The organism is Kitasatospora sp. NPDC101801 (genome assembly GCF_044766665.1).
Lineage (GTDB): Bacteria > Actinomycetota > Actinomycetes > Streptomycetales > Streptomycetaceae > Kitasatospora.
In genome coordinates this window covers 534,769-558,776 of the sequence record NZ_JBIWML010000001.1, presented here as the reverse complement: position 1 = coordinate 558,776, position 24,008 = coordinate 534,769, and the positions used below count along the sequence as shown (strand labels likewise).

The window sequence follows — 24,008 nt, the reverse complement described above, 5'->3', positions numbered from 1 at the left end:
CGCGAGCTCCACGCACCGTCCCCACCCGGTGCGCCCCCACCTCTCCACCCCACTCGGAGAAGAACCATGGCAACTTCCTTCACCGCGCGCCGGGTCCTGCTCGCCGCCGTGCTCACCGCCACCCTGACGCTGCCCGCGATCCAGACCGGCCAGGCGCTCGCCCAGTCCCCGGTCGCCGCCCCGGCGGCCGCGACCGCGCCGGCACCCGTGGCACCGACCGGGTACGACGAGGTGGACCGGCTCGGCGACGCCACCGCCCGGGCCGGCACCGCGGCGCCCGCCCCCGGTGGCGGCTCGCTCGGCAGCGGACCGGTCCCCGGAATGCTGCCCGACCGGGTCGGCGCCCCCGCCCCGACCGCCGCCGAACTCGCCGCGAGCGGCACCGCCGCGACCACCGCCGCCGGGGTGCCGTGCACCCTGGCAGGGATGACCGGCCTGAGCCCGAACGCGCTCGCCGACTTCCTGACCGACCCGGCCGTCACGGTGGACGGCTGCCTGAAGAACTTCCTCTGGACCTGGGACGCCAGGTACACCACCACGATGGACGACGCCCACGTCCAGGCCGTCGCGCAGCGGATCGGCAAGCTCGCCGGCTCCGACGACGGCACCGGCGCGGCCCACCTCTACGAGCTGTGGACCTTCCTGCACGCCACGGTCTACTTCGACTTCAACCAGAACGGCATCGACGTCACCGACGCCGCCACGCTGGCCGCGATCCAGCAGGCCGTCACGGCGTACGGGAACAGCCCGCACGCCTTCGACGACACCGAGCTGGCCGGTGTGACCCTCCGTGAGATGACCACCACCGCAGGCTCGGTGGGGCTGCGTCAGAACAACCTCGGCCTGGCGAAGAAGGTGCTGGCCAAGTTCGCCCCCGGCACCAAGGTCGCCGACAGCTGGGCCTGGGGCACCGCCGGCCTGGCCGCGCTCAACCTCAGCTGGCTCGGCGTCTCCAACCAGGACCCGGCGTTCCTGCCGGTGGCTGCCGCCGACCCCTCCTTCCGGGCCGCCTTCCGGGCCTTCGCCGGGTACGGCCACCTCAAGGGCACCCAGAACGAGTGGCTGGCCCGGGACGCGGTCGGCGAGTACGGCCGGTTCGGCCAGATCGCCGCCCTGCGGGCCGGCACCACCGCCGAGATCGGCAGCCTGCTGGACCTCACCAAGGCCACCTTCGGCCAGTGGTCGGCGCCCTGGGTCAAGGTGGCCGGCTGGGCCAACTACTACGGGAACTGCGCCCAGTTCCGGGTCTGCACCAGCGACGTCGAGGCGAAGCTCTTCCCCTACACCTACAAGTACGACAACGGCGCCGTCTCGGTCCGCACCGCACTGGACCGGGCAACCGTGGACCAGATGTACTACGCCAGCAAGCAGGTGAAGACCCAGTTCTTCCGGGTGCTCGGCACCGACGTCCCGCTGGCCGGCGACCCGAACGCCACCCTTAACATCCAGCTGTACGCCACGCGTTCGGACTACGAGGTGTACCACCCGCTGCTGACCGGGATGGCCACCAACAACGGCGGCATCTACATCGAGCGCGGCGCCACCTTCTACACCTACCAGCGGACCACGGCGGAGTCGTACCTGACGCTGGAGGAGCTGTTCCGGCACGAGTACACCCACTACCTGAACGGCCGTTGGGCGGTGCCGGGTTACTTCGGTGACGCGCGCTGGTACGCGAAGGACCTGACCACCGCGATGGACGAGGGCACCGCCGAGTTCTTCGACGGCTCGACCCGGGACCAGGGCGTCAAGGTCCGCAGGTCGCTGGTGGCCAAGCTGGCCTCGGACGAGGCGGCCGGCATCCCGCGGCTCACCGTCGCCCAGGTGCTGCACGCGAGCTACGACGACACCCCGGCCTTCCACTTCTACAACTACGCCGGCACCTTCTACGAGTTCCTCTGGGCGAAGCACCCGGCCAAGCTCCGCGAGATGTACGGCTACCTGCGCGCCGACGACCCGGCCGGATTCGACGCCTGGCGCACCAGCACCGGCGCCGACCGGGGCCTGCAGGCCGAGTACGACGCCTTCCTGGACGCCCAGATCGCGATCGCCCCGAGCCTGTACGTGCCGAACACCTCGTTCAGCGCCAACGGCGCGCTGAAGTACGCCTACGCCGCCGAGGTGCAGTCCGCGATCGCCGCCGCCACCCAGAACACCCCGTCCTGCAAGGACAACGGGGACTGGGCGAACAAGCCGATGCGCTTCGTCTGCACCGGGGCGATCACCGCCAACCTGGCCGACGCGAACAACCCCGACCGGGTCTTCAACGACATGTCCTACACGGTCGACTACTTCCTGCTGAGCCGGACCAAGGGCGTCGCCGACAACCTGGACGACATGAACTGCTACTTCGGTGCGGTCAACGTCTGGCCCGGCGGTAAGGCCGGCACCGCCGACTACACCTGCGAGGGCCCGCTCCGCAGGTGACCCGAACCCCTGGTCGGGCGCGGCGGGGAACCGTAACGGCGGGCCGCGTCCGACCAGGCTCCACAACTCCCGTGCGGGGCAGCCGTTCGACCGCTTCCGCGGTTGCCCCGCACGGGTATCTGCACGCGGCTGTCCTCCCCGCAGCCACCCGCTCCCCATCAGGGCCCAGGCCCCGGTGGGGCTCTTTCACGTGAAAGGCCACACCTCGTGACCACCCAGACACCTCCCCCGCTCAGCTGGGACGGCAGCGCCCACCCCTCCGGCCGGACCGAGACCGCCTGCCCGGTGGAGACCGGCCTCGACCTCCCGGGCCTGCGGGTCAGAGCCACCGCCGTCGGTGCCGGGGAGCTCGCGGTGCGGGTCACCCCGCAGAACGTCCCCGGCGTGCTGCTGATCGAAGTCACCCCGGGGCGGTCGACCGACGGTGCGCCGGTCCGGGCCCGGGTGGAGTGGCGGCTGCCGTGCACCCGCGCCACCGGTTACTGGACGCCCGGCACCGGCACCCGCTGGCTGCCGCCGTCCTGGGCGCTGCCCCGGGTCGCCGCGCTGCCCAAGGGGGCGCCGGTCGGCAGCCTGGTCGGCACGGCGGACGCCGCGATCTGCACCTTCGCGGTCGGCGAGACGGTGCTGCCGGTCTCGATCGGCGAGGGCGCGGTGGAGGAGACCGGCGACTTCAGCTGGTGGGTCGAGCACGAGGGCCCGCTGCGGCTGCTGCTGGACCTGAGCGGACGTCACTTCGCCGACACCGTCCGGGGCGCGGCCGCCTGGTGGGGCACCGCGCTGCCGGCCCCGGTGGTGCCGGACGCCGCCTTCGAGCCGGTGTTCTGCACCTGGTACGCCCTGCACCTGGCGATGACCTCGGCCGACGTGGAGAAGCTGGCCGCGCTGGCCGCACCGCTCGGCTTCGGCTCGCTGATCGTCGACGACGGCTGGCAGACCGACGAGAACGGCCGCTCCTACGCCACCACCGGCGACTGGCAGCCCGCCCCGGGCGGCTTCCCCGACTTCGCCGGGCACGTCGCGCGGGTCCGTGCCCTGGGCCTCAACTACCTGCTCTGGTACGCCCTGCCGTTCGCCGGCGACCGCAGCGCGGCGATCGGCACGCTCGCCGGGCACACGCTGGCCCACCTGCCGACCCTGGAGACGTACGTCCTCGACCCGCGCAGCCCGCTGGTCCGGGCGCACCAGGTGGACCGGCTGGCGGCGGCGGTGGAGCGGTACGGGGTCGACGGCCTGAAGATCGACTTCGTCGACACCTTCCTGCGCGAGGCCACCTCCGCCTCCCCGGACCCGGACTGCACCGAGGTGGCCGAGGGCGTCCGCCGCCTGCTGGCCGAACTCGACGTCCGGCTGCGGGCGGTCCGGCCGGAGGTGCTGGTCGAGTACCGGCAGCAGTACATGGGCCCCGGCCTGTGGCCGTACTCGACCATGGTCCGGGCCATCGACTGCCCGCACAACGCCACCGAGAACCGCGCCCGCACCGCCGACCTGCGGCTCACCGCAGGCCCGTTGGCGGTGCACGCCGACCCGCTGACCTGGCACCCGGAGGAGGCGCCCGAGCAGATCGCGGTGCTGCTGCTCGCGGTGCTGTTCGCCACCCCTCAGGTCTCGGTGGACCTGGCGGTGCAGGGGCCCGGCCAGCTGGCCGCGCTGCGGTTCTGGCTCGCCGTCATGGCCGAGCACCGGGACCTGCTGCAGCGCTCCGAGTTCCGCCCGCACCGGCCCGAGCTCGGTTACCCGCTGATCGAGTCCCGGCGGGACGGCTCCCGGGCGTTCGGCCGGTACGCGCCGGTGCCGGTCGCGGTGCCGGGGGAGTGGGACCTGCTGCTGCTCGGCAACGCCGACCCCGACACGCTGGTCCGGCTGGTCTTCGACCGGGCCCCGGGCACGCTGGCGGTGCTGGTCCAGGACGCGATGGGGGGCGTCGTCGCCGAGGTGACCGTGACGGTGGAGAGCCTCGAACTCGGCCTGCACGTGCCGCTGGGCGGCCTGCTGACGCTCCGTCGCTGACCCACCCGGCCCGCCCACCCGGCGGGGGCCCTGTGCCTCCGCCGGGTGGGCGTTTCCACGCCCGCTCGCCGGCGGGCCCGGACGTGCCGGAGCCCCGGCCCGCAGGGTGTGCGGGCCGGGGCTCCGGGCTGTGCGGGTGGATCAGGAGGCGGGGCCGACCTTGATGGTGGTCAGCTTGCCGCCCTGGGTCTCCCGAACGACCTCGATCTTGGTGTTGGTGTTCGGGACGGCGACGCCCAGCTGCGGGATCGCCGGGTCGGAGTAGACCCCGGTCCGGTCGTTGAAGACCGGGATGCCGGGCTTCGCCGGGTACTTGGTGGCCACGCCCGCGCTGTGCAGGGTGAAGGCCGTGGTGGGGTTGCGCGAGAAGGTCGCGTCGTGGCTCTGCGCCCGGCCGTTGACCAGTACGCCGCCCTTGAACTTCATCGCCTGCGGCCGCGCGTCGATCGGCAGGATCAGGCCGCCGCCCAGGTGGTCCTTGGTGTTGTTGTCGAGGTAGCTGGTGTCCCAGAGCCAGATCAACACACCTTCCTGGTACGGGTAGTTGTCGATCACGCCGGCCTTGCCCTCGACACCGCTGTAGCCGAAGTTGTACGGCCCGGTCTGCAGGTAGGCGCCGTAGCCGACGTAGCGGCGGTTCTCCACCAGGTACGCCCGCGGGTGCTCGCTGACCGAGTCCTTGCCCTTGAGCGGGTTGAAGCCGTTCAGCACCCAGCCCTGGTTGCCGTTCTCCGCGCCGTCGTCGAGCAGGGTGGCACCGTCGGCGGTGATCTTCACGGCGTCGATCAGCACGCCCTTGCCGTGGGTGTTGTTGTCCGAGGTGACGTGGAAGCGCAGCTGCACGGTCTTGCCGAGGTAGGCGTCCAGCGGGATGTTCAGCTGCCGCCAGGCGTTCGAAGTTCCGCTCAGGCCGGGGGTGTTGGCGGTGGTGTTGCCGATCGGCGCACCGTCCACCGTGCCGCCCAGCGACTTCCAGGTCTTGCCGTTGTCGGCGCTGGCCTCGACCGAGAGGAAGTCGTAGTCCTGCTCGATGTCGTACCAGGTGGCCGCCGAGATCGCCGCCGAGCCGGTGCGACCGGTCAGGTCCACCGTCCGGGACAGCGAGTTGTCGATGGAGTCACCGGTGCCGCTGTACCACTGCGAGGCACCCTGGAACGGGTCGGCCAGCGTGGTGGTCTTGGTGGTCGGCGGCAGGTGCACCAGCACGGCCTGGGCCTGGTCGGTGTTGTAGCCGCTGACGCCGAGCGCGTGGCTGGACCGGGTCGCGGCCTGCGCCTCGTCGTAGTTGAGCCAGCCGAACTGCAGCTTGCTCCAGGCGTCCAGGTCACCGGGGTACTCGCCGGTGGTGTTCTTGCCGCGGCCCAGGTACGAGGCCGAGGACATCAGCGACCAGAAGCTGACGCTGTTGTCGCCGCCCGTGGTCGGGTAGAGGTCCGGCAGGCCGAGGTTGTGGCCGAACTCGTGGGCGAACAGGCCGACGCCGCTGTTCTCGCCGCCCTGCACGTAGTCGTAGGCGAAGATGCCGGTGTCGCCGACCGGCGCACCGCCGATCTTGTTGCCCTCCGGGCCGACCTGTCCCGTCGGGTCCGGCAGGGCCCAACTCCGGTGCGCCCACAGCGCGTCGGCGCCCTGGGCACCGCCGCCCCAGGTCTCGTCGACGCCCGCGTGCACCACGACCAGGTTGTCGATGTAGCCGTCCGGCTCGTCGAAGTTCCCGTCCTTGTCGAAGTCGTAGCGGTCGTGCACGTCGTACTGCTTGAGCTCGGCCTTGACGTCGGCGGCGGTCCGGCCCTTGGCCAGCTCGCCGTCGTACCAGGCCTTGGTGGCGTCCCGGATGAACTCCTGCGCCTGGGTCCAGGCGCCGTTGCCCTGCGGACCCTTGTTGCTGCCGTAGCGCGCCTCGTTGTACGGCAGGGTCACCCAGTCGGTGACGGTGCCCTCGAGGTCGTACCGGCCGGAGGACTGGGTGCGGTAGAAGTTCCGCATCGAGTTGGCGCCGGCCTTGTCGTCGAAGAACATCTGCTGGTAGTAGGCACGACTGAAGTCGTTCTTCCAGAAGGTGTGGGTGTCGCTCTTGTCGGGCTGCGGTATCACGTTGTGGGCCGGCCCGGGGGTGCCCGCGTAGCGCGGAACGCCGTTGTACAGCGTCGAGTTGTCGACCTGGTCGCCGAACTGGGCAAGGATCACGAAGACCTTGTCCTTGCGCTCCTGGGCGAGCTGGACGTAATCGTTGCCGATCTTGACCTTCTTGGGCGCGGTGCCCGCCGAGGTCTTCGCCAGTGAACCCTTGTTGAGCTGCTCCAGCGCCTTGGTGCGGAGCGCCTGCCGGGTCTTCTCCTGCGGCGCCAGCGGGCCCTCGGGAGCCTCCCTGCCCTCCGGGCCCACCTGGGCCTCGGCCGGCGCGTCCTGGGACTGCAGGGCGGGCTCGGGCTTCGGGGCGGCGTAGGCGTTGCCACTCAACAGGGTGGCGGCTATCGCACTGGTGGTCAGCGCAGCCGTGACGGCTGCGGACAGTCTGCGCAACTGACCGGTCCTTTCCGGACGAGGGTGGTCGGGTGAGCGAGGGTAATATTTCACATGTCATCCATCACATGGAAGCCCTGTGTACCGGTGGATCTCGCCGTCGGACCCACCGGTCGGTACCGCGACCGCCCGACCCCGGACCGGGGGCCCACCGGAGGAGTCGGCGGAGCGCCCGGACGGCGGGCCGGGACGCGGCAGGAACGGACCACGGCCCGGCACCGGGGGCGGGTGCCAGGCCGTGGGGTGCCGGGGATCAGCTCAGCGAGCTGCGCAGGAAGGCGAGTTCGGCCTCGCTGATCTGCTCGTTGACGCCGTTCGGGGTCATGTGGCTGACCGCGGGGAGCGGGAGCACCGAGTGCGGCCGGCCGGCCCTGGTGAGGGCCTGCGAGAGCAGCAGGGTGTGCGAGGGGTGGACGTTGTCGTCGGCCAGGCCGTGGATCAGCAGCAGCGGCCGGGTGAGTGACGGGGCGTCCGGGATCAGGCAGTCCGCGGCGTAGCCCTCCGGGTTGTCCTGCGGGAGGCCGAGGTAGCGCTCGGTGTAGGCGGTGTCGTAGAGCCGGAAGTCGGTGGGCGGGGCGCCCGCGCAGCCGGCGTGGAAGACGTCCGGGCGGCGGAGCACCGCGAGGGCGGCGAAGTACCCGCCGTAGGACCAGCCCCGGACGCCGACCCGGGTCAGGTCGAGGTCGGGGTGGGTGTCGGCCAGTGCCCGCAGGGCGGCGATCTGGTCGTCCAGCGCGACGGCGGAGAACCGGCGGAAGATCGCCCGGCTGAAGGAGGGCGAGACGAACGGGGTGCCCCGGTTGTCGGTGGTGACCACGGCGAAGCCCTGGTCGGCCCACCACTGGCGGGCCTGCCAGCGCCGCGGCTCGTTGGCCACCGCCTGGTGACCCGGTCCGCCGTACACGTCCAGCAGGACCGGCAGCCGACGGCCGGTCGGGTGGTTGCGCGGGTAGACCACGGCGGTGGGCAGGCCCAGTTCGGTGACCCGGGCCAGCTGCGGGGTGACCACGTGCGGGAACGGGGTGGCGCGGTCCGGCAGGGCGATCTCCTCGCCCCGGAAGTGCAGTCGGCGCTCGATGCCGGTGGGCCGGGCCGAGGTGAGCAGCAGGGTCTCGCCGGCCGCCACCGCGGAGTGCACGCCGGGGCCCTCGCTGAGCCGGGTGAGCGCGCCGGTGTCGGGGGCGAGCAGGAAGACGTGCTGGTCGACCGGGTCGTCCTGACCGGCCTCGACCAGGAGTTGGCCGCGCAGCCGGCCGACCACCCGGCGGACCTGGGTCCGCTCGTCGGTGAGGATCTTCCCGTCCAGGGCGACGCCCCGGGCGTCACCGCTCGGGGTGTCGGCGGCGGTGAGCAGCCGGCCGTCGGCCAGCCGGGCCGGCGTGCCGGGCAGGTCGTCCACCCAGAACTCGTCCACGGTGCGGGAGAGTTCGCTGGTCCGGCCGGTGGCCGGATCGGCGCTGAGCAGCAGCACGGTCTGCTGGAGCCGGTCGGCGACGGTGAGCAGCAGCTCGCCGTCCCCCTCCCAGTCGGCCGCGCAGACGTACGGGAAGGCGGCGGTGTCCCAGTCCAGCCGGACCCGGCCGCCGTCCAGGCCGAGCACCCAGAGCTGGAGGTCCACGTTGGGGCCGCCGGCCTGCGGGTAGGCGAAGCTCTCGGCGGCCAGTTCGGGACGGGTCGGATCGGCGAACCAGCGCAGCGGCAGGGCGGACTCGTCGATCCGGGCGGCCAGCAGGGCGCGGCCGTCCGGGGACCACCAGTGGCCCCGGGTGCGTCCGAGCTCCTCGGCGGCGGCGAACTCGGCGACGCCCCAGACACCTCCGTCGGCCGGGCTGAGCGGCTCGGCCCGGTCGGTCAGGTGCAGCGCGCCGCCGGTGACGTACGCCACCAGGCTGCCGTCGGCGTTCGGCCGGGGGTCGAAGGCCGGTCCGGCGACCGGGAGTTCGGTGCTGGAGCCGGCGTCCACCGTGGTCCGGAACAGTCGGCCGTCGAGCGCGAAGACGGCCACCGCGAGGTCGGCGGTGGCGGCGAAGGAGCCGATGCCGGGGGCCCAGAGCCGGAGCCGCTCGCGCAGCCGGCGCTCCAGGGCGGGCAGGTCGGCCGGGTCACCGGTGCGGTGCGGCGCCAGTACGGCGGGGTCGGCGACCAGGTGCTCCTGCCGGGTGACCGGGTCGAACAGCCAGAGCCGCTCGACCGGGTCCTCGGGGCCGGTGGAGCGCAGGAAGAGCAGCCGGGAACCGTCGGCGGCGAGCGTCACGGCGCGCGGGGCGCCGTAGCCGAAGCGGCCGGTCCGGGCGCTCAGGGCGAGGAAGGGGTCGGTGTGGGTCACGGGCCGATGGTTGCCGTGAGCAGGGGATTTCGGCTAGAAGTATGCAGTGTGAAATGTCACACACCATTAGGACGGCCGGGGAGCGGGAGACCAGGATGAGTATCGAACCACCACGCCAACTGTCGGGTGCGGGAGCCCTGTTCACGTTGGATCCGACGGTGGCCCACCTCAACCACGGCAGCTACGGCGCGGTGCCGCTGCCGGTGCAGCGGGTCCAGGCCAGGCTGCGGGCCGAGCAGGAGCAGGACCCGGACGGCTTCTTCCTGGAGCTCCCGGACCGGGTGGCCCGGGCCCGGGCCCGGGTCGCCACCGCGCTCGGCGCCCGCCCCGACCGGATCGCCCTGGTCACCAACGTCACCGAGGGGATCGCGGTGGTGCTGGACTCGCTGCCGCTCGGGGAGGGCGAGGAGATCCTGGTCACCGACCACGGCTACGGCGTGGTGACCAGGGCGGCCGAGCGGCGGGCGGCCGAGAGCGGCGCCCGGGTGCGGACCGTCCGGCTCTCGGTGCACACGCCCGACCAGGAGGCGGTCCGGGCCCGGATCCTGGCGGCGGTGGACGAGCGGACCAAGGTCGCCGTGCTCGACCTGGTCAGTTCGCCGACCGCCCGGCAGATCGCCGACCCGGTGCTGCTGGCCGCGCTGGCCGAGCGCGGGGTGACCACGGTGGTGGACGCCGCGCACGCGCCGGGGATGCTGCCGGTGGACCTCGGCGAGCAGGCCGGCGGCGCCGACTTCTGGATCGGCAACCTGCACAAGTGGGCGTTCGCGCCGAGGGCCTCGGCGGTGCTCGCGGTGCACGCTGCCTGGCGCTCGCGGATCCGGCCGCTGATGTTCTCCTGGGAGCACGACCGGGGCTTCCCCGGCCGGGTGGAGTGGCGCGGCACCTGCGACTACACCCCCTGGCTGGCCGCCCCGGCCGGCTTCGGGCTGCTGGACCAGCTCGGCGCCGAGCGGGTCAGGGCGCACAACGAGGCGCTGGCGGTCTACGGGCAGCAGCAGCTGGTGGAGCGGGCCGGACTGCGGGCGCTGCCCGCGATGCCGGGGCTGGCGATGCGGGCGGTCCGGCTGCCGCCGGGGTGCGGGGAGAGCGAGCACACCGCGAAGGCGCTGATGGTGGGCATCCGGCGACGGCTGGCCACCCGGGTGGCGATCCGGCCGTGGTCCGGCGGCGGGGTGCTGCGGATCAGCGCGCAGGTCTACAACCGGCCGGAGGAGTACCGCGCGCTGGCCGCCGGGATCGGTGAGCTGCTGGACGGCCGCTGACCGTCCGTCACCGCACCGCCCGTCAGCCGTGCCGGTCGGCGGGTCAGTCGGCGGCGCGGAGCTCGGCCAGCAGCTCGCCCCGGTCGGCGATCAGCTCGGTGAGGATCCGCCGGGCGGCCCGCATCAGGTCGGCCACGTCGCCGCCGGCCAGGGCGTAGACCACGGTCGAGCCCTCACGGGAGGCGGTGACCAGACCGGCCCGGCGGAGCTGGGCGAGCTGCTGGGACAGGCTGGACGGCTCGATGTCCAGCGCCACCACCAGGTCACGGACCGGCGTGGGCCCGGCCTGCAGCAGCTCCAGCACCCGGATCCGCACCGGGTGCCCGAGCATCCGGAACAGTTCGGCCTTCGCCTGGTACAGCTGGGGCACCGCAGCTCACCCCTCTCCCGGAGGCCCGTCCTCGGTCGGCGGCCGACCGCCGCTCAGAGCTCAAGGGTGGCCTCCAGCCGGCGGAGCTGGTGGCGGGCCATCGCCATGTTGGCCCGGGCCCGGTTGAGCGCGAGGTAGAGGAAGAGCCCGCGCCCGTTCGGCATGGTGAGCGGGCGGATCAGGTGGTACTGGGTGGTGAGGGTGATCAGCATGTCCTCGATCTCGTTGTCGTGCAGGTTGAGCATCTGCATGGTGCGCATCTTGGCCCGGACCAGGTCCGTGTTGCCCGCCGCCGCCACGTTGAGGTCGAGCTCGGTGTTGTCGCCGAGGGTGCCGAGCGCCATCCCGCTGTCGTAGTCGACCAGGGCGACGCCGATCGCGCCGTCGATGGTCATGGCTTCCTTGAGTGCGCTCTCCAGATTGGCCATCGGGATCCTCCAGTCGGCGAGGCCCGCATCGGAGGGCGGGCTCGGTGGGCACGACTGTAGGAAGCACGGCGGGTCCGCAGGCGATCTGCCCGGAGTTGGCCGAAGCGGAGCGGGAAGTGATCGTCTGTCAGCCAATTGAAGACTTCTGCAACTGAGAAGCTGACCCGATTCGCTACTCCGCGTGCACGGACGGCTGCGCCGGGTGGCCCGCCGGGCGGTGCGGCCGCAGTCGACGGAGCGCCAGGACGACAGGTCGGCACCGGGCGACCCGCCCGGCCCGCAACCCGGGTGAAAACGGTGCTGTTGATGTCCGTCCAGACGGGTAATGTCTGGCTGAGATGCTCGATCACCACACCCACCACAGCCGCTGCGCCCCCCGGTCGGCCACCGCCGCCCGGGCCCCGCAGCCGCAGGCGTCGCCGTCTGCGCCCCCGTCCCGCCCGGCCGGTCCCCGGCCCGGCAGCCAGCAGTCCCACGGGAAGAAGAGGTGACGCCGATGAACAGCGCCATGCCCGAACACCCGGAGACCCCCGGCACCGAGGAGCTCGGCCCGGCCGACGCCTACGCGGCCTTCCGCCGCCGGGCCAAGGAGCAGGCCACCATCCTCTACGGCTTCCAGCAGCTGTACGACTTCGAGCTGGACGAGTTCCAGCTGGAGGCGTGCCGCGCCCTGGAGGCCGGCGAGGGCGTGCTGGTCGCGGCCCCGACCGGCTCCGGTAAGACCATCGTCGGCGAGTTCGCCGTGCACCTGGCCCTGCAGTCCGGCCGGAAGTGCTTCTACACCACGCCGATCAAGGCGCTCTCGAACCAGAAGTTCGGCGACCTGGTGAAGCGCTACGGCGCCGACAAGGTCGGCCTGCTCACCGGTGACAACAGCGTCAACGGCGACGCCCCGGTGGTCGTGATGACCACCGAGGTGCTGCGCAACATGCTCTACGCGGGCTCCTCCGCACTCAACGGCCTCGGCTACGTGGTGATGGACGAGGTGCACTACCTGGCCGACCGGTTCCGCGGCGCGGTCTGGGAAGAGGTGATCATCCACCTGCCCGAGTCGGTGGTGCTGGCCTCGCTGTCCGCCACCGTCTCCAACGCCGAGGAGTTCGGCGACTGGCTGGACACCGTGCGCGGCGGCACCAAGGTGATCGTCTCCGAGCACCGCCCGGTGCCGCTCTGGCAGCACGTGATGGCGGGCAACCGGATGTACGACCTGTTCGCCAACCCTGACGTGGACGGCCGCCCCAAGAATGCCCCGCGCAACCCGGCGAAGGCGGTCAACCCCGAGCTGGTCCGGCTGGCCCGCTCCGAGGGCGACCGCGGCTCGCGCAACGACAAGTTCGCCCGCGGCCGGGGTCGTTCGATGCCCACCGGCCGGCCGAACCGGGTCTGGACGCCCGGCCGGGTCGACGTGATCGAACGCCTCGACGCCGAGGGCCTGCTGCCCGCGATCACCTTCATCTTCAGCCGGGCCGGCTGCGAGGCGGCCGTCCAGCAGTGCCTGACCTCCGGCCTGCGGCTGAACCGGGACAGCGACCGGGCCACCGTCCGGGCGATCGTCGAGGAGCGCTGCGCCGACATCCCCGACGAGGACCTGCACGTGCTCGGCTACTTCGAGTGGCTGGACGGGCTGGAGCGCGGCATCGCCGCCCACCACGCCGGGATGCTGCCCCGGTTCAAGGAGGTGGTCGAGGAGCTCTTCGTGAAGGGGCTGGTCAAGGCCGTCTTCGCGACCGAGACGCTGGCGCTGGGCATCAACATGCCCGCCCGCTCGGTGGTGATGGAGAAGCTGGTCAAGTGGAACGGCGAGACCCACGCCGACATCACCCCCGGCGAGTACACCCAGCTCACCGGCCGGGCCGGGCGGCGCGGCATCGACATCGAGGGCCACGCCGTGGTGCTCTGGCAGCGCGGCATCGACCCGGAGGCGCTGGCCGGCCTGGCCGGCACCCGGACGTACCCGCTGCGCTCCTCGTTCCGCCCCTCGTACAACATGGCGGTCAACCTGGTCGGCCAGTTCGGGCGGCATCGCTCGCGCGAGCTGCTGGAGACCTCGTTCGCCCAGTTCCAGGCGGACCGCGCGGTGGTCGGCATCGCCCGCCAGGTGCAGAAGAACGAGGACGGGCTGGAGGGCTACCGCGAGTCGATGACCTGTCACCTCGGTGACTTCGACGAGTACATGAACCTCCGTCGGACGCTCAAGGAGCGGGAGAACGAGCTCGCCCGCGAGGGCACCGGCCAGCGCCGGGCCGCCGCGATCGAGGCGATCGAGGCGCTCAAGCCGGGCGACGTGATCCACGTGCCGACCGGCAAGTTCGCCGGGCTCGCGCTGGTGCTCGACCCCGGCCTGCCGCCGGTCAGCCGCTCGCCCCGGACGGTCCGTCACCCGGACTACCAGGACGGCCCGCGCCCGGTGGTGCTCACCGCCGAGCGGCAGGTCAAGCGGCTCGCGATGATCGACTTCCCGTACCCGGTGACGGCGGTCGACCGGCTGAAGATCCCCAAGTCCTTCAACCCGCGCAGCCCGCAGTCCCGGCGCGATCTGGCCTCGGCCCTGCGCACCAAGGCGGGCCACCTGGAGCCCGAGCGGTTCCGCAAGGGCCGGGCGGCCGCGGCCGACGACCCGGAGATCGCCCGGCTGCGCGCCGAGCTGCGGCAGCACCCCTGCCACGGCTGCGACGAGCGCGAGGACCACGCCCGCTGGTCCGAGCGCTACCACCGCCTGCACCGGGACACCGAGCTGCTGGAGCGCCGGATGCGCTCCCGCACCCACACCATCGCCCGCACCTTCGACCGGGTCTGCGGCCTGCTCACCGACCTCGGCTACCTCAGTGGGGACACCGTCACCGAGGACGGCAAGCGCCTCGGCCGGCTCTACGGCGAGCTCGACCTGCTGGCCTCGGAGTGCATCCGCGAGGGCGTCTGGGCCGAGCTCAGCCCGCCCGAACTCGCGGCCTGCGCCTCGGCGTTGGTCTACGAGTCGCGGCAGTCCGACGACGCGGCGGCACCTCGGGTGCCGGAGGGCGCGAGCAAGGAGGCGCTCGGCCGGATGATCCGGATCTGGGGTCACCTGGACGCCCTGGAGGAGCAGCACAAGATCAACACGGCCGAGGGCGTCGGCCAGCGCGAACCCGACCTCGGCTTCGCCTGGGTCGCCTACCGCTGGGCGCTCGGCCACAACCTCGACCAGGTGCTCCGGGACGCCGACCTCCCGGCCGGCGACTTCGTCCGCTGGACCAAGCAGCTGATCGACGTGCTCGGCCAGATCCAGGACGCGGCGGGAGAGGACGCCAAGTTCCGCTCCACCGCCCGGAAGGCGGTGGACTCGCTCCGGCGCGGCATCATCGCCTACTCCTCGGTCGGGTAACAGTCGGCAGGTGCTCCAGGTCTACGGCCCCGAGGCTCGGGGAACTGCGCGGAGGTCCGGCGTGCGGGTCACACCGCACGGTGCCTGGCCACTGACGTACGGGTGACCTCTTCCAAGGTCGGCGTCGCAGTTCCCCGAGCCCCTGCGGGGCGCCGGGCGAAAGTGCTGAGCAGGTAGGAGGTCCGTTCCTGCATGATGACCGGATGAACCGCAGTGACCAGCGCTTCCACGTCATCGTGCTGTCGAACTTCGCGAAGGGCTTCGACAAGTACGCGTTCGCCTACGGCAAGGCGGGGATTCCGGAGAGTACCCATCCCGACCGGTTCCACCTGCTGACCCGCGCGGAGTTGGGGATCGGCGTCGGCAAGGCCGGACGCCTGCTGGGCCGGCTGGCCATTCCGGGCGACCGGCTGCTGGTGCTGGAAACCACGGTGGACCCGGACACCTTGCTGCCGAACACGTCGACCGGCCTCGGAGCGGAACTGCACGAGGCGAGCATCCGACTGTCGGCCGTGCACGAACTCGACCAGGCGGGCGACGAGTTCACGCTGCGCCCGACGACCGTCGAGGACGCGATGGCGGCCTCCCTGCACCTGCACGGGTCGGCGCAGCGTCGCTACGCGGACCTGCGACCGCGCACCGTCTCGGTGCTGCCGGTCGCCTCCGCCTGCCAGGCCCGGTGCTCGTTCTGTTTCTCCGCGGCCTCGATCTCCAGCGACCAGGCGCCGGCCCGGGTCCCGTGGGACACGGTCGCCCACTGGCTGGAGCGCGCCCGCGCGGCGGGTGCCGAGCGGGCGGTGATCACCGGCGGCGGGGAGCCCACGCTCATACCGTTCGACCAGCAACTGCGGCTGGTGTCCGCCTGCTCGGCGGTCTTCCCGAAGGTCGTCCTGATCACCAACGGGCACACCCTGGCGAAGGGCGGGCACGCCGACCGGGCCGACCGCTTGGCGGCCCTGGGCGCCGCCGGTCTGAGCGTGCTGGCGGTCTCCCGGCACCACCAGGACGAGGCGGTCAGCGAGCGGCTGATGATGCTGCGCACACCGGTGGGCTCGCTGGTCGACAGCTGGCGGGAGGAACGCGACCGCTGGCCGGGGCTGCGGATGCGGCTGATCTGCGTACTCCAGCACGGCGGTGTCGCCGACGAGGCCGGGGCTGCCGACTACCTCTCATGGGCCGCCGCTCTCGGCGTCGAGGAGGTCTGCTTCAAGGAGCTCTACGTCTCCACCAGCACCGAGTCGCTGTACTTCGACCGCGCCGCCAACACCTGGAGCCGGGAGCGCCAGGTCCCGCTGTCCGTGGTCACCCGGTTCGCCGAGCAGCACGGCTTCGAACTGGCGAGCCGCCTGCCCTGGGGTGCACCGGTCTACCACGGCAGCTGGGACGGCCGGCCGCTGCGGATCGCCGCCTACACCGAGCCCAGCCTGCTCTGGGAGCGGACCAACGGGATCGCCCGCAGCTGGAACGTGCTGGCCGACGGACGCTGTTACGCCTCCCTGGAGGACCGGGCCAGCGAGATCGTCCGGGAAGGGGCAGCGGTATGAGGTTCGACGGGTTCCAGGAGTTCCGGCAGCGGCAACTGGGCGCCGTCCCTTCCCTGTTGGACGTCGCCGAGACCAACGTGTACCGGGCGCTCGCTCCACTGCGACCGGAGCCGCCGGCCGACCCGAGGACGGTGCACCGGTGCGATCTGGCCCGGGCCTGGCTGCGGCGGTTCGAGCTGCCGGAGGACTGGTCCCGTCGCACCATGGTCTGCCGAGGGGTCCGGCACGGGCTCGACGTGGTGTTCCACTGGCTGCGCGCCGGGCAGGCGCGGCTGTGGCTGCCCACCGACGTCTACCCGGTCTACTTCGAGCTGGCCCGGGCTGCGGGCCTGGCACCCGGGTCCTACCCGACGCTGCCGTCCCCGGTCCTGCCGACCTCCCCGGCGGACGGCCGGCCCGAGTACCTGCTGCTCGCCAACCCCAGCAAGCCGCTCGGCCGGTACCTCTCCGAGGCCGAGTGCGACGCGGCCGTCTCGTGGTTGGCGGAATCACCGCACCGCCACCTGCTGATCGACAGCGTCTACGACCTGGGCGCCCCGTTCGCCGCCGGCACCCGGCGACTGCTGGGCACCGGCCGTGCGGTCCTGCTCCACTCGGTCACCAAGGGGTGGCTGTGGCCGCGCGCCTTCGGCGTGGTCCTGCTGGGTCCGGCGCAGGCCGAACTGGCCGAGGCGTTCCGGGCCGACCCGCCGACGCAGGCCCAACTGAGGCTCGCCGAACTGCTGTTGACCGAGCACGCCGAGCTGCCCCGGCAGGTCGCCGACGAACTGGCCGCCCGGGCCGAGCGGTTGTTCGGACGCCTGCCGGACGAGGTGCTCGGGGCGATCCCGGCGGCGAGCCGGACCTGCCCCGGCAACTACTTCTTCCCGGTGGACATCCCGGCGGAGACGCTCCGGCGCGAGTACGGCCTGCTCGCCCTGCCGGCCGGGGTGTTCGGGGAGAGCGGCTGGCCCGGCTCCGTCCTGACCAGCCTCGCCGACGCCTTCGGCCCGACCTCGGGCCCGGCGCGCTGAGCGTGCTCAGCGGGTGGCCGCGAGGGCGTCGAGCAGGCGGGTGAGCGAGGTGCCGAGGCCCCAGCGGGCGGAGAGGGCTTCCAGGGTCATCGGGTCGAGCGGTTCGCGAGGGAGCGTCAGGTTGAGGTCGGGGACCGGGACGTCGGTGGCCACCCGGACCACGGTGGGGGCGACGTCGAGGTAGGCGGCGCCTTCGAGCAGGTTCCTGCGGCGGGCCGGGGTGAGCTTGGAGAGCGGGTCGGCGGCGGCGGCGCGGATGCCGGCCAGGTCGCCGTACTCGTGGATGAGCTGGGCGGCGGTCTTCTCGCCGATGCCCTTCACCCCGGGCAGCCCGTCGCTCGGGTCACCGCGCAGGGCGGCCATGTCGGCGTACTGGGAGCCGGTCACGCCGTACTTCTCGCGCAGCGCGGCCTCGTCGATCAACTGGGCGTTGCCGACGCCCTTGACCGGGTAGAGCACGGTCACCTGCCGGGCGTCGTCGACCAGTTGGAACAGGTCGCGGTCACCGGTGACGATCTGCACCGGACCGCCCGCCCGGGTGGCCAGGGTGCCGATCACGTCGTCCGCCTCGTAGCCGGGTGAGCCGATCCGGGCCAGGCCGAGCGCGTCCAGCACCTGTTCGATCACCGGCACCTGGGGGGCCAGGATGTCGGGGATCTCCTCCTCGCCCTCGACCGAGGGCTCCGCCGCCAGCCGGTGCGTCTTGTAAGTGGGGATCAGGTCCACCCGCCACTGTGGGCGCCAGTCGGCGTCCATGCAGGCGACCAGCTGGTCGGGGTGGTGGTCCTGGACCAGCCGGGTGATGAAGTCCAGCAGGCCGCGCACGGCGTTCACCGGCTGCCCGTCGGGGGACTTCAGGGAATCCGGTACGCCGAAGTAGGCCCGGAAGTAGAGACTCGCCGAGTCGAGCAGCATCAGCCTGGGTGCGGTCATGGCCTCGATCATGCCGCACCCGGCTGACGGAACCTCAGCGGCACGGCCCGGTCAGTGCCGGTGCGGGCCGCTCCGGTGCACCGGGCCGTGCGAGTCGCCGCAGTGGTCGTCCCCCGGGCCGGCGCCGCCCGCCTCCACCGCCGAACGCCCTATGGCCAGCAGTTCCTGGCCCAGCTCCTCGCCGACGTGGTCGACCTGGAGGGTGGCGTGGGTGATCCGGTACTCGTCCCGCAGGGTGCGCTGCAGATCGCGGCGGACGGCGTGGCAGTCACCGCCGGGGGCCACCAGGATGTGCGCGGAGAGCGCGGGCTGGCCGGAGGTGATCTCCCAGATGTGCAGGTCGTGGATCTCCTCCACCTGGGAGGAGTCGATCAGCCGGTCGGCCACCGTGTCCGGGTCGATCCCGGCCGGCGCGGCCTCCAGGAAGATCCGCCCGGAGTCCCGGACCAGCCCGGTGCCCGCCTTCAGCATCAGCGCCACCACGATCAGCGAGGCGATCGAGTCCGCCCGGGTGAAGCCGGTGGTCACGATGACCAGACCGGCCACGGCGGTGGCGATGAAGGCGTACAGGTCGGTCAGCACGTGCTGGAAGGCGCCCTCGACGTTCAGCGAGCTGCGGTTGGCCTTCGACATGCACCAGGCCGCCCCGATGTTCACCACGACGCCGACCAGCGCGGTCACCAGCACCAGCGAACCGGTCACCTCCGGCGGGTCGAACAGCCGGCTGACCGCCTCGTAGCCGAGCCAGGCGGCGAGCAGCAGCAGGGTGATCCCGTTCGCCTGCGCGGACAGGATCTCGGCGCGCTTCAGCCCGTACGTGTACCCGCCGCGCGCCGGGCGCTGGGAGAGCCGCATCGCGATCAGCGCCAGCACGATCGAGGCCGCGTCGGTCAGCATGTGCGCCGCGTCCGAGATCAGCGCGAGCGACCGGGCGGCGAAACCGACCACCACCTCGCCGGCCATGAAGACCACGATCAGGGTCAGCGCACTGAGCAGCCACTTGCGGTCCGCGTCGGCGGAGATGCCGTGCGAGTGGCCCGCGTGGCCGCCCGGTCCTCCGTGGTCGTGGTCGTGCTCGTGGTTCGCCATCGAGATCCTTCCCCGAACGCACTGGAGCCAGGGCGGAGCCGCCCCGCACCGGAAGTGAACCGCAGATCGGACGAAGATCCAAAGGCTGCACTGGTGACCGTTGTCGTTCCCGTCGGGCACCCTCCGCTACGCCTCCCCGGCCGTTCATCAACCGGCCGGCCGCCTCCGCTAGGGTCTGCCCGCCACCGGGTGAACAGGAGAGCGGACGTGTCGGAGCATCAGGAGCGGATCTCGCTGCCCACCATCGCCCGGGAGTGGGGCCGGATCGGCTGCACCGGCTTCGGCGGTCCGCCCGCGCACATCCTGCTGCTCCGCCGGCTCTGTGTGGAGCGGCACGGCTGGCTGAGCCCGGACGAGTTCGAGGACGGCATCGCGACCACCAACCTGCTGCCCGGACCGGCCTCCACCCAGCTGGCGATCTTCACCGCCTGGCGGCTGCGCGGCCCGGCCGGCGCCCTGGTCGGCGGCGCCTGCTTCATCCTCCCGGGCCTGGCCCTGATCCTGGCGCTGGCCGCACTCTTCCTGGCGGACGACCCGCCGTCCTGGATGCTCGGCGCCGCCGCCGGAGCGGGCGCGGCGGTACCGGCCGTGGCGGTGCAGGCCGCCGTCGCCCTGGCGCCCGGCAGCCTGGCCCGGGCCGGTACGACCCGGGCGGGCCGGGCCCGCTGGATCGGGTACGCGCTCAGCGGCGCTGCCGCCGCACTGCTCGCCGGCCCCTGGCTGGTGCTCGTCCTGCTGGCCGCAGGGCTGGCCGAGGTCACCGTCCGGGGACAGCGGCCGGCGCTGCCCCTGCTGCTCGGCGCCCTGCCCGCGACCGGCGGCCTCGGCGCCCTGGCCTGGGTCGCGCTCAAGGTGGGGGCGCTCTCGTACGGCGGGGGCTTCGTGATCATCCCGCTGATGCGGTACGACGCGGTCGAGCGCTACCACTGGATGACGGACGGTCAGTTCCTGAACGCCGTCGCCCTCGGCCAGGTCACCCCGGGCCCGGTCGTCCAGACCATCGCGGTGGTCGGCTACGCGGCGGCCGGGCCGGCGGGCGGCCTGCTGGCGGCCCTGGTGGCCTTCGCCCCGTCGTTCCTGTTCGTCCTGCTCGGCGCCGCCCACTTCGACCGCCTCCGAGCCGACCACCGGGTCCAGGACTTCCTCACCGGCGCGGGCTCCGCCGTCACCGGGGCGATCGCCGGCTCGGCCGTGCCGCTCGCTCTCAGCCTGCAACTCCCTTGGCAGTACGTGCTCCTGGGGCTCGCCCTGCTCTGGCTGCTGGCGGCCCGCCGCTCCGTCGTCCCCTGCCTCCTGCTGGCCGGCCTGGCGGGGGCGATCCTGTTCTGAATCTGGGCAGGGTGCTCAGCGGTCGACTGTCCAGGGGCTCGGGGCCCTGCTGTTGTGCGGCTCCGCCGCGTGGGCGAGGAGATCCGGCGTGCGGGTCACTGCGAGAGTGCCTGACCACCCACGCGACGATCACCTTTTTTCGAGGCCGGCGTCGCCCACGCGGCTGAGCCGCAGAGCCCCGAGCTCCCCGGTAGTGCAACCTCGGGACGTGCGAAATGGCCGAGCTAGACCACCGCAGGTACCCGCGCCGCCTCGACCAGCGCCTGCATCACCCGGAGGTCGTCCCCCTGCTCCGGGTGCCACTGGACGCCGAGGACGAAGCCGGGGCCCTCGATCCCCTCGACGGTGCCGTCCTCGGCCAGGGCGTTGACCAGCAGCCCCTCGCCGAGCCGGTCGACCGCCTGGTGGTGCGAGGTCGGGACCTCGACCGCCGGCTCGGGGAGCAGCTCCGCGAGCCGGGTGCCGGCCAGCGGCCGGACCGGGTGGGAGCCGTAGCGGTTGGCGTCGGGGAGGTGGCGCTCGCCGCCCTCCAGGTGCTGCACCAGGGTGCCCCCGCAGACCACGTTGAGCAGCTGCATGCCCCGGCAGATGCCGAGCAGCGGCAGCCCGGCGGCCAGCGCGGCCCGCAGCAGGGCGGCCTCCCAGAGGTCCCGCTCGGGTGCGGTGGCCCGGGTCCTCGGGTGCGGCCGGGCGCCGTAGAGGGCGGGGTTGACGTCGGGGCCGCCGGAGATGACCAGGCCGTCCAGCCGGGCCAGCAGACCGGGTGCGGTCTCGGGGGAGTCGGGCGGCAGCAGGACGGCGGTGCCACCGGCGCGCTGCACCAGCTGCGGGTACCACTCGGGAAGCAGCACCGCCCGCTGGGCGTCCCAGGGGCCCCACGTCGCGTCGTTGACGTAGGTGCTGACTCCGATCAGGGGTCTGTTGGTCATGGCCCGGATTCTGCACCGTCGGGGCCGGTCGCGGTGGCCGATTCGCCGTCAGGTCGCCCGGTCGCCGGAGGCTCCGTCAGGTCGGCCGAGCGGGGCCGACAGCTTTCTTACCGGAATCTCATCGGAAAACGGCCGGAACAGGGGTCGAGTTGATACCGCGTTTATCTTCGGGCGCCTAGATTCGGTGCCGTGAGCGAGCAGATTCCCGCCGGGTGGTACCCGGACCCGCAGGACACCACGAGCGACCCCCGGCCGGAGCGCTGGTGGGACGGCCAGGGCTGGACGGCCGGCACCCGGCCCGCCCCGGCGGACAGCCCCGAGGGGCCGACGGTGCTGGAGGGCGAGGTGCTGGTGAGCGGGCCGACGGTCCGCTACCCGGAGCCGCCCCCGCTCGCGCCGGTCGACGGCGTGCCGTCGGCCCGACGGAAGCCCGCCAAGCCGGTGCTGGTGGCGGTCGCGGTGGCCGCGCTGGCGGGGCTGCTGGTCGGTTCCGGCGGCACGTACCTGGCGATGGACGGCCGGTCCGACCGGCAGGCGTCGCACAGGGTCCGCGAGGACGTCCGCCCCGGCGGCGGGGGCGGTGACAGCGCCGAGGGCGGCAACGGCACTCCGAAGGCGCCGGACAACCCCGGCGGCAGCGGCAAGGGCCGGAACTCCGGTCTGGCGGTGGACGCGGTCAACCGGATCAGCCTGTCGATCCCGAGCGGCTGGACCGGCGGCACCACCAAGGCCGGGTACGCGGGCCTGAGCATCGGCTCGTACACCTGCGCCTCCGGCACCGGCGAGTGCTCGCTGGGCGGGGTGTCGACCGGTCAGCTCAAGGGCACCGACCCCAAGCAGGCAGCCGAGCAGGACATCACCACGGCGGCCGAGGACTCGTACGGCAAGATCAAGTCGCACGAGCAGCTGAAGTCCGAGCCGATCGCGGTCGACGGCCGGGACGGCTGGCTGGTCCGCTGGAAGGTGGACGCGCCCGAGGGCAACGACGGCTACGTGCAGACGGTGGTCTTCCCGACCGCCGACGGCAAGGCGCTCGCCTCGGTGCACCTGGGCTTCGACATCGACGACAAGGCTCCCCAGCTGACCCAGATGGACAAGATCGTGGAGAGCATCAAGGCGTTCACCGGCCAGCTCGACGGCGGCGGTGGCACCAAGGCCTGACCGGCCGACGGTCCGGGCCCCCACCCCTCGGGGTGGGGGCCCGGGTGCGTCAGGGTGACGGTGGGGCAGCCCGGACGGGGCCGGGTCAGAGGAAGGTGCGCCCCTCGCCCCGGTAGGTCGGCACGGCGTCCACCACCCGGTCGCCCTGGATCAGCTGCAACTCCGCGAAGCGCTCGCAGAGTTCGCCCGCCTTGGCATGCCGGAACCAGACCCGGTCGCCGATCCGCAGGTCGTCCGCCGCCGAGCCGAGCAGCGGCGTCTGCACCTCGCCCGCCCCCTCCTGGGGGTCGTACTTCAGGCCCGGCGGCAGGTAGGGCACCGGCGAGCGGTCGGGGCCGGCCGCGCCGGAGGCGGGGTAGCCGCCGCCGAGCACCGTGACCACGCCGAGCCCGGGCCGGCGGACCACCGGCTGGGCGAAGAGGGCAGCCGGACGCCCTTGGAACGAACGGTAGTTGTCGAACAGTCGGGGCACGTACAGGCCGGACCCGGCAGCCACCTCGGTCACCGCGCGCTCGGCCACCGTGCTCTCCACGCTGCCCGTGCCGCCGCCGTTCACGAACTCCAACTCGGTCACCTGGCGCAGCCGTCGCACCACGGCGGCCCGCCGCACGGCCAGCTCGCGCCGGGCCTTGGCCTGCATCGCCTGGATCACCCGGGAGCGCACCGGGCGCCCCGCGATCAGGTCGCCGACACCCGCGATGTGCCCCTCGTACGCCATCAGGCCGACCACCCGGAACCCCGGTCGCTGCTGCACCAGTTCGGCGAACGCGCCGAGCGCCTCGGGCGTCCGCAGCGGTGCCCGGCGGGCCCCCACCCGGAGCCTGCCGCCGAGCAGTTGGAGCGAGGTGTCCAGTTCCAGGCAGACCCGGACCTCCTCGCTGCCGGTCCGGGCGGCGTCGATCAGGTCCAGCTGCGCGGGGTCGTCCAGCAGCACCGTGACGGCGGCCGCCAGCTTGGGGTCGCCGGTCAGCTCGGCGAAGCCGGACCGGTCGGCCGACGGGTAGGCGAGCAGGATGTCCTCGAAGCCCTCCCGGGCCAGCCAGATCGACTCGGCCAGGGTGAAGCTCATCACCCCGGCGAAGCCGTCCATCGCCAGTACCCGCTCCAGCAGCGCCCGGCAGCGCACCGATTTGCTGGCCACCCGGATCGGCTTGCCGTTCGCCCGGCGGACCAGGTCGGCGGCGTTGGCGTCGAAGGCGTCCAGGTCCACGACCGCCAGCGGCGCGTCGAGGTGCGCGGTGGCCCGGTCGTAGCGGGCTCGGTCGGCGGCGAGGCCGGGAACGGCGTGGTTGACCATGCG

Annotated in this window: 16 protein-coding genes; 8 read left to right on the top strand and 8 right to left on the bottom strand. The window is 72.8% G+C overall.

Translation table 11 applies throughout. The features are described from left to right. Positions 1–66: 66 nt before the first annotated feature. Both ACIRPK_RS02475 and ACIRPK_RS02470 read left to right on the top strand, forming a co-directional pair. The gene (locus tag ACIRPK_RS02475; RefSeq protein ID WP_403031775.1) at positions 67–2,427 is read left to right on the top strand and encodes a collagenase; all 2,361 of its coding nucleotides are present in this window, start codon (positions 67–69) and stop codon (positions 2,425–2,427) included. 207 nt (positions 2,428–2,634) lie between these two features. After that, entirely contained in the window at positions 2,635–4,437 is a 1,803-nt protein-coding gene (locus ACIRPK_RS02470) for a glycoside hydrolase family 36 protein (RefSeq protein ID WP_403031772.1), read from the top strand. A gap of 141 nt (positions 4,438–4,578) precedes the next feature. Here the strand turns inward: ACIRPK_RS02470 and ACIRPK_RS02465 are convergent, their stop codons facing one another. Then, the gene (locus tag ACIRPK_RS02465; protein WP_403031769.1) at positions 4,579–6,960 is read right to left on the bottom strand and encodes an immune inhibitor A domain-containing protein; all 2,382 of its coding nucleotides are present in this window, start codon (positions 6,958–6,960) and stop codon (positions 4,579–4,581) included. 253 nt (positions 6,961–7,213) lie between these two features. Next, positions 7,214–9,286, bottom strand: coding sequence for a prolyl oligopeptidase family serine peptidase (locus ACIRPK_RS02460; protein WP_403031766.1), 2,073 nt, complete (start codon positions 9,284–9,286; stop codon positions 7,214–7,216). 95 nt (positions 9,287–9,381) lie between these two features. On the opposite strand from ACIRPK_RS02460, the gene ACIRPK_RS02455 reads away from it, so the two are divergent. Continuing rightward, a complete protein-coding gene (locus tag ACIRPK_RS02455) occupies positions 9,382–10,551 on the top strand; it encodes an aminotransferase class V-fold PLP-dependent enzyme (RefSeq protein WP_403031764.1) in 1,170 nt (389 codons plus the stop codon). A 43-nt stretch (positions 10,552–10,594) separates the two neighbouring features. Here the strand turns inward: ACIRPK_RS02455 and ACIRPK_RS02450 are convergent, their stop codons facing one another. Together ACIRPK_RS02450 and ACIRPK_RS02445 are read right to left on the bottom strand one after the other, a co-directional pair. Beyond that, positions 10,595–10,921 carry a metalloregulator ArsR/SmtB family transcription factor gene (locus tag ACIRPK_RS02450; protein ID WP_313068149.1) on the bottom strand — a complete coding sequence of 109 codons (327 nt, stop codon included), beginning with the start codon at positions 10,919–10,921 and terminating at the stop codon, positions 10,595–10,597. Positions 10,922–10,974: 53 nt separating this feature from the next. Further along, positions 10,975–11,349, bottom strand: a complete 375-nt coding sequence (locus ACIRPK_RS02445; protein WP_403031760.1) for a hypothetical protein — start codon at positions 11,347–11,349, stop codon at positions 10,975–10,977. A gap of 496 nt (positions 11,350–11,845) precedes the next feature. On the opposite strand from ACIRPK_RS02445, the gene ACIRPK_RS02440 reads away from it, so the two are divergent. The 3 genes from ACIRPK_RS02440 to ACIRPK_RS02430 all read left to right on the top strand — a co-directional run bounded on the left by ACIRPK_RS02440 (position 11,846) and on the right by ACIRPK_RS02430 (position 17,267). Then, positions 11,846–14,710, top strand: coding sequence for a DEAD/DEAH box helicase (locus ACIRPK_RS02440; RefSeq protein WP_403031757.1), 2,865 nt, complete (start codon positions 11,846–11,848; stop codon positions 14,708–14,710). 203 nt (positions 14,711–14,913) lie between these two features. Continuing rightward, entirely contained in the window at positions 14,914–16,254 is a 1,341-nt protein-coding gene (locus ACIRPK_RS02435) for a radical SAM protein (RefSeq protein ID WP_403031754.1), read from the top strand. After that, positions 16,251–17,267: an aminotransferase class I/II-fold pyridoxal phosphate-dependent enzyme gene (locus ACIRPK_RS02430; protein WP_403031752.1), complete on the top strand. Its 1,017-nt coding sequence runs from the start codon at positions 16,251–16,253 to the stop codon at positions 17,265–17,267. Before ACIRPK_RS02435 ends, ACIRPK_RS02430 begins: the two co-directional genes overlap by 4 nt. 6 nt (positions 17,268–17,273) lie before the next feature. Here ACIRPK_RS02430 and ACIRPK_RS02425 read toward each other — a convergent pair whose 3' ends face one another. Next, positions 17,274–18,200 carry a 5'-3' exonuclease H3TH domain-containing protein gene (locus ACIRPK_RS02425; protein ID WP_403031749.1) on the bottom strand — a complete coding sequence of 309 codons (927 nt, stop codon included), beginning with the start codon at positions 18,198–18,200 and terminating at the stop codon, positions 17,274–17,276. Positions 18,201–18,251: 51 nt separating this feature from the next. After that, on the bottom strand, positions 18,252–19,289 hold the full coding sequence (locus ACIRPK_RS02420) for a cation diffusion facilitator family transporter (protein ID WP_403031746.1): 1,038 nt from the start codon (positions 19,287–19,289) through the stop codon (positions 18,252–18,254). 207 nt (positions 19,290–19,496) lie between these two features. Between ACIRPK_RS02420 and chrA the strand changes: the two genes are divergently transcribed. Further along, on the top strand, positions 19,497–20,618 hold the full coding sequence (chrA, locus tag ACIRPK_RS02415) for a chromate efflux transporter (RefSeq protein WP_403031743.1): 1,122 nt from the start codon (positions 19,497–19,499) through the stop codon (positions 20,616–20,618). A gap of 224 nt (positions 20,619–20,842) precedes the next feature. Here the strand turns inward: chrA and ACIRPK_RS02410 are convergent, their stop codons facing one another. Beyond that, a complete protein-coding gene (locus ACIRPK_RS02410; protein ID WP_403031740.1) occupies positions 20,843–21,547 on the bottom strand; it encodes a gamma-glutamyl-gamma-aminobutyrate hydrolase family protein in 705 nt (234 codons plus the stop codon). 189 nt (positions 21,548–21,736) lie between these two features. On the opposite strand from ACIRPK_RS02410, the gene ACIRPK_RS02405 reads away from it, so the two are divergent. After that, positions 21,737–22,708 carry a DUF2510 domain-containing protein gene (locus ACIRPK_RS02405; RefSeq protein WP_403031738.1) on the top strand — a complete coding sequence of 324 codons (972 nt, stop codon included), beginning with the start codon at positions 21,737–21,739 and terminating at the stop codon, positions 22,706–22,708. 85 nt (positions 22,709–22,793) lie between these two features. Here the strand turns inward: ACIRPK_RS02405 and ACIRPK_RS02400 are convergent, their stop codons facing one another. Then, positions 22,794–24,005 carry an amino acid deaminase/aldolase gene (locus ACIRPK_RS02400; RefSeq protein WP_403031735.1) on the bottom strand — a complete coding sequence of 404 codons (1,212 nt, stop codon included), beginning with the start codon at positions 24,003–24,005 and terminating at the stop codon, positions 22,794–22,796. Between the last annotated feature and the right edge of the window lie 3 nt (positions 24,006–24,008).

Excerpts from the sequence above, each read along its gene's own strand:
- ACIRPK_RS02410 (WP_403031740.1), bottom strand. The coding sequence starts at position 21,547 with ATGACCAACAGACCCCTGATCGGAGTCAGCACCTACGTCAACGACGCG.
- ACIRPK_RS02475 (WP_403031775.1), top strand. The coding sequence starts at position 67 with ATGGCAACTTCCTTCACCGCGCGCCGGGTCCTGCTCGCCGCCGTGCTC.
- ACIRPK_RS02425 (WP_403031749.1), bottom strand. The coding sequence starts at position 18,200 with ATGACCGCACCCAGGCTGATGCTGCTCGACTCGGCGAGTCTCTACTTC.
- ACIRPK_RS02435 (WP_403031754.1), top strand. The coding sequence starts at position 14,914 with ATGAACCGCAGTGACCAGCGCTTCCACGTCATCGTGCTGTCGAACTTC.
- ACIRPK_RS02430 (WP_403031752.1), top strand. The coding sequence starts at position 16,251 with ATGAGGTTCGACGGGTTCCAGGAGTTCCGGCAGCGGCAACTGGGCGCC.
- ACIRPK_RS02445 (WP_403031760.1), bottom strand. The coding sequence starts at position 11,349 with ATGGCCAATCTGGAGAGCGCACTCAAGGAAGCCATGACCATCGACGGC.
- ACIRPK_RS02455 (WP_403031764.1), top strand. The coding sequence starts at position 9,382 with ATGAGTATCGAACCACCACGCCAACTGTCGGGTGCGGGAGCCCTGTTC.
- ACIRPK_RS02440 (WP_403031757.1), top strand. The coding sequence starts at position 11,846 with ATGAACAGCGCCATGCCCGAACACCCGGAGACCCCCGGCACCGAGGAG.
- ACIRPK_RS02400 (WP_403031735.1), bottom strand. The coding sequence starts at position 24,005 with ATGGTCAACCACGCCGTTCCCGGCCTCGCCGCCGACCGAGCCCGCTAC.
- ACIRPK_RS02420 (WP_403031746.1), bottom strand. The coding sequence starts at position 19,289 with ATGGCGAACCACGAGCACGACCACGACCACGGAGGACCGGGCGGCCAC.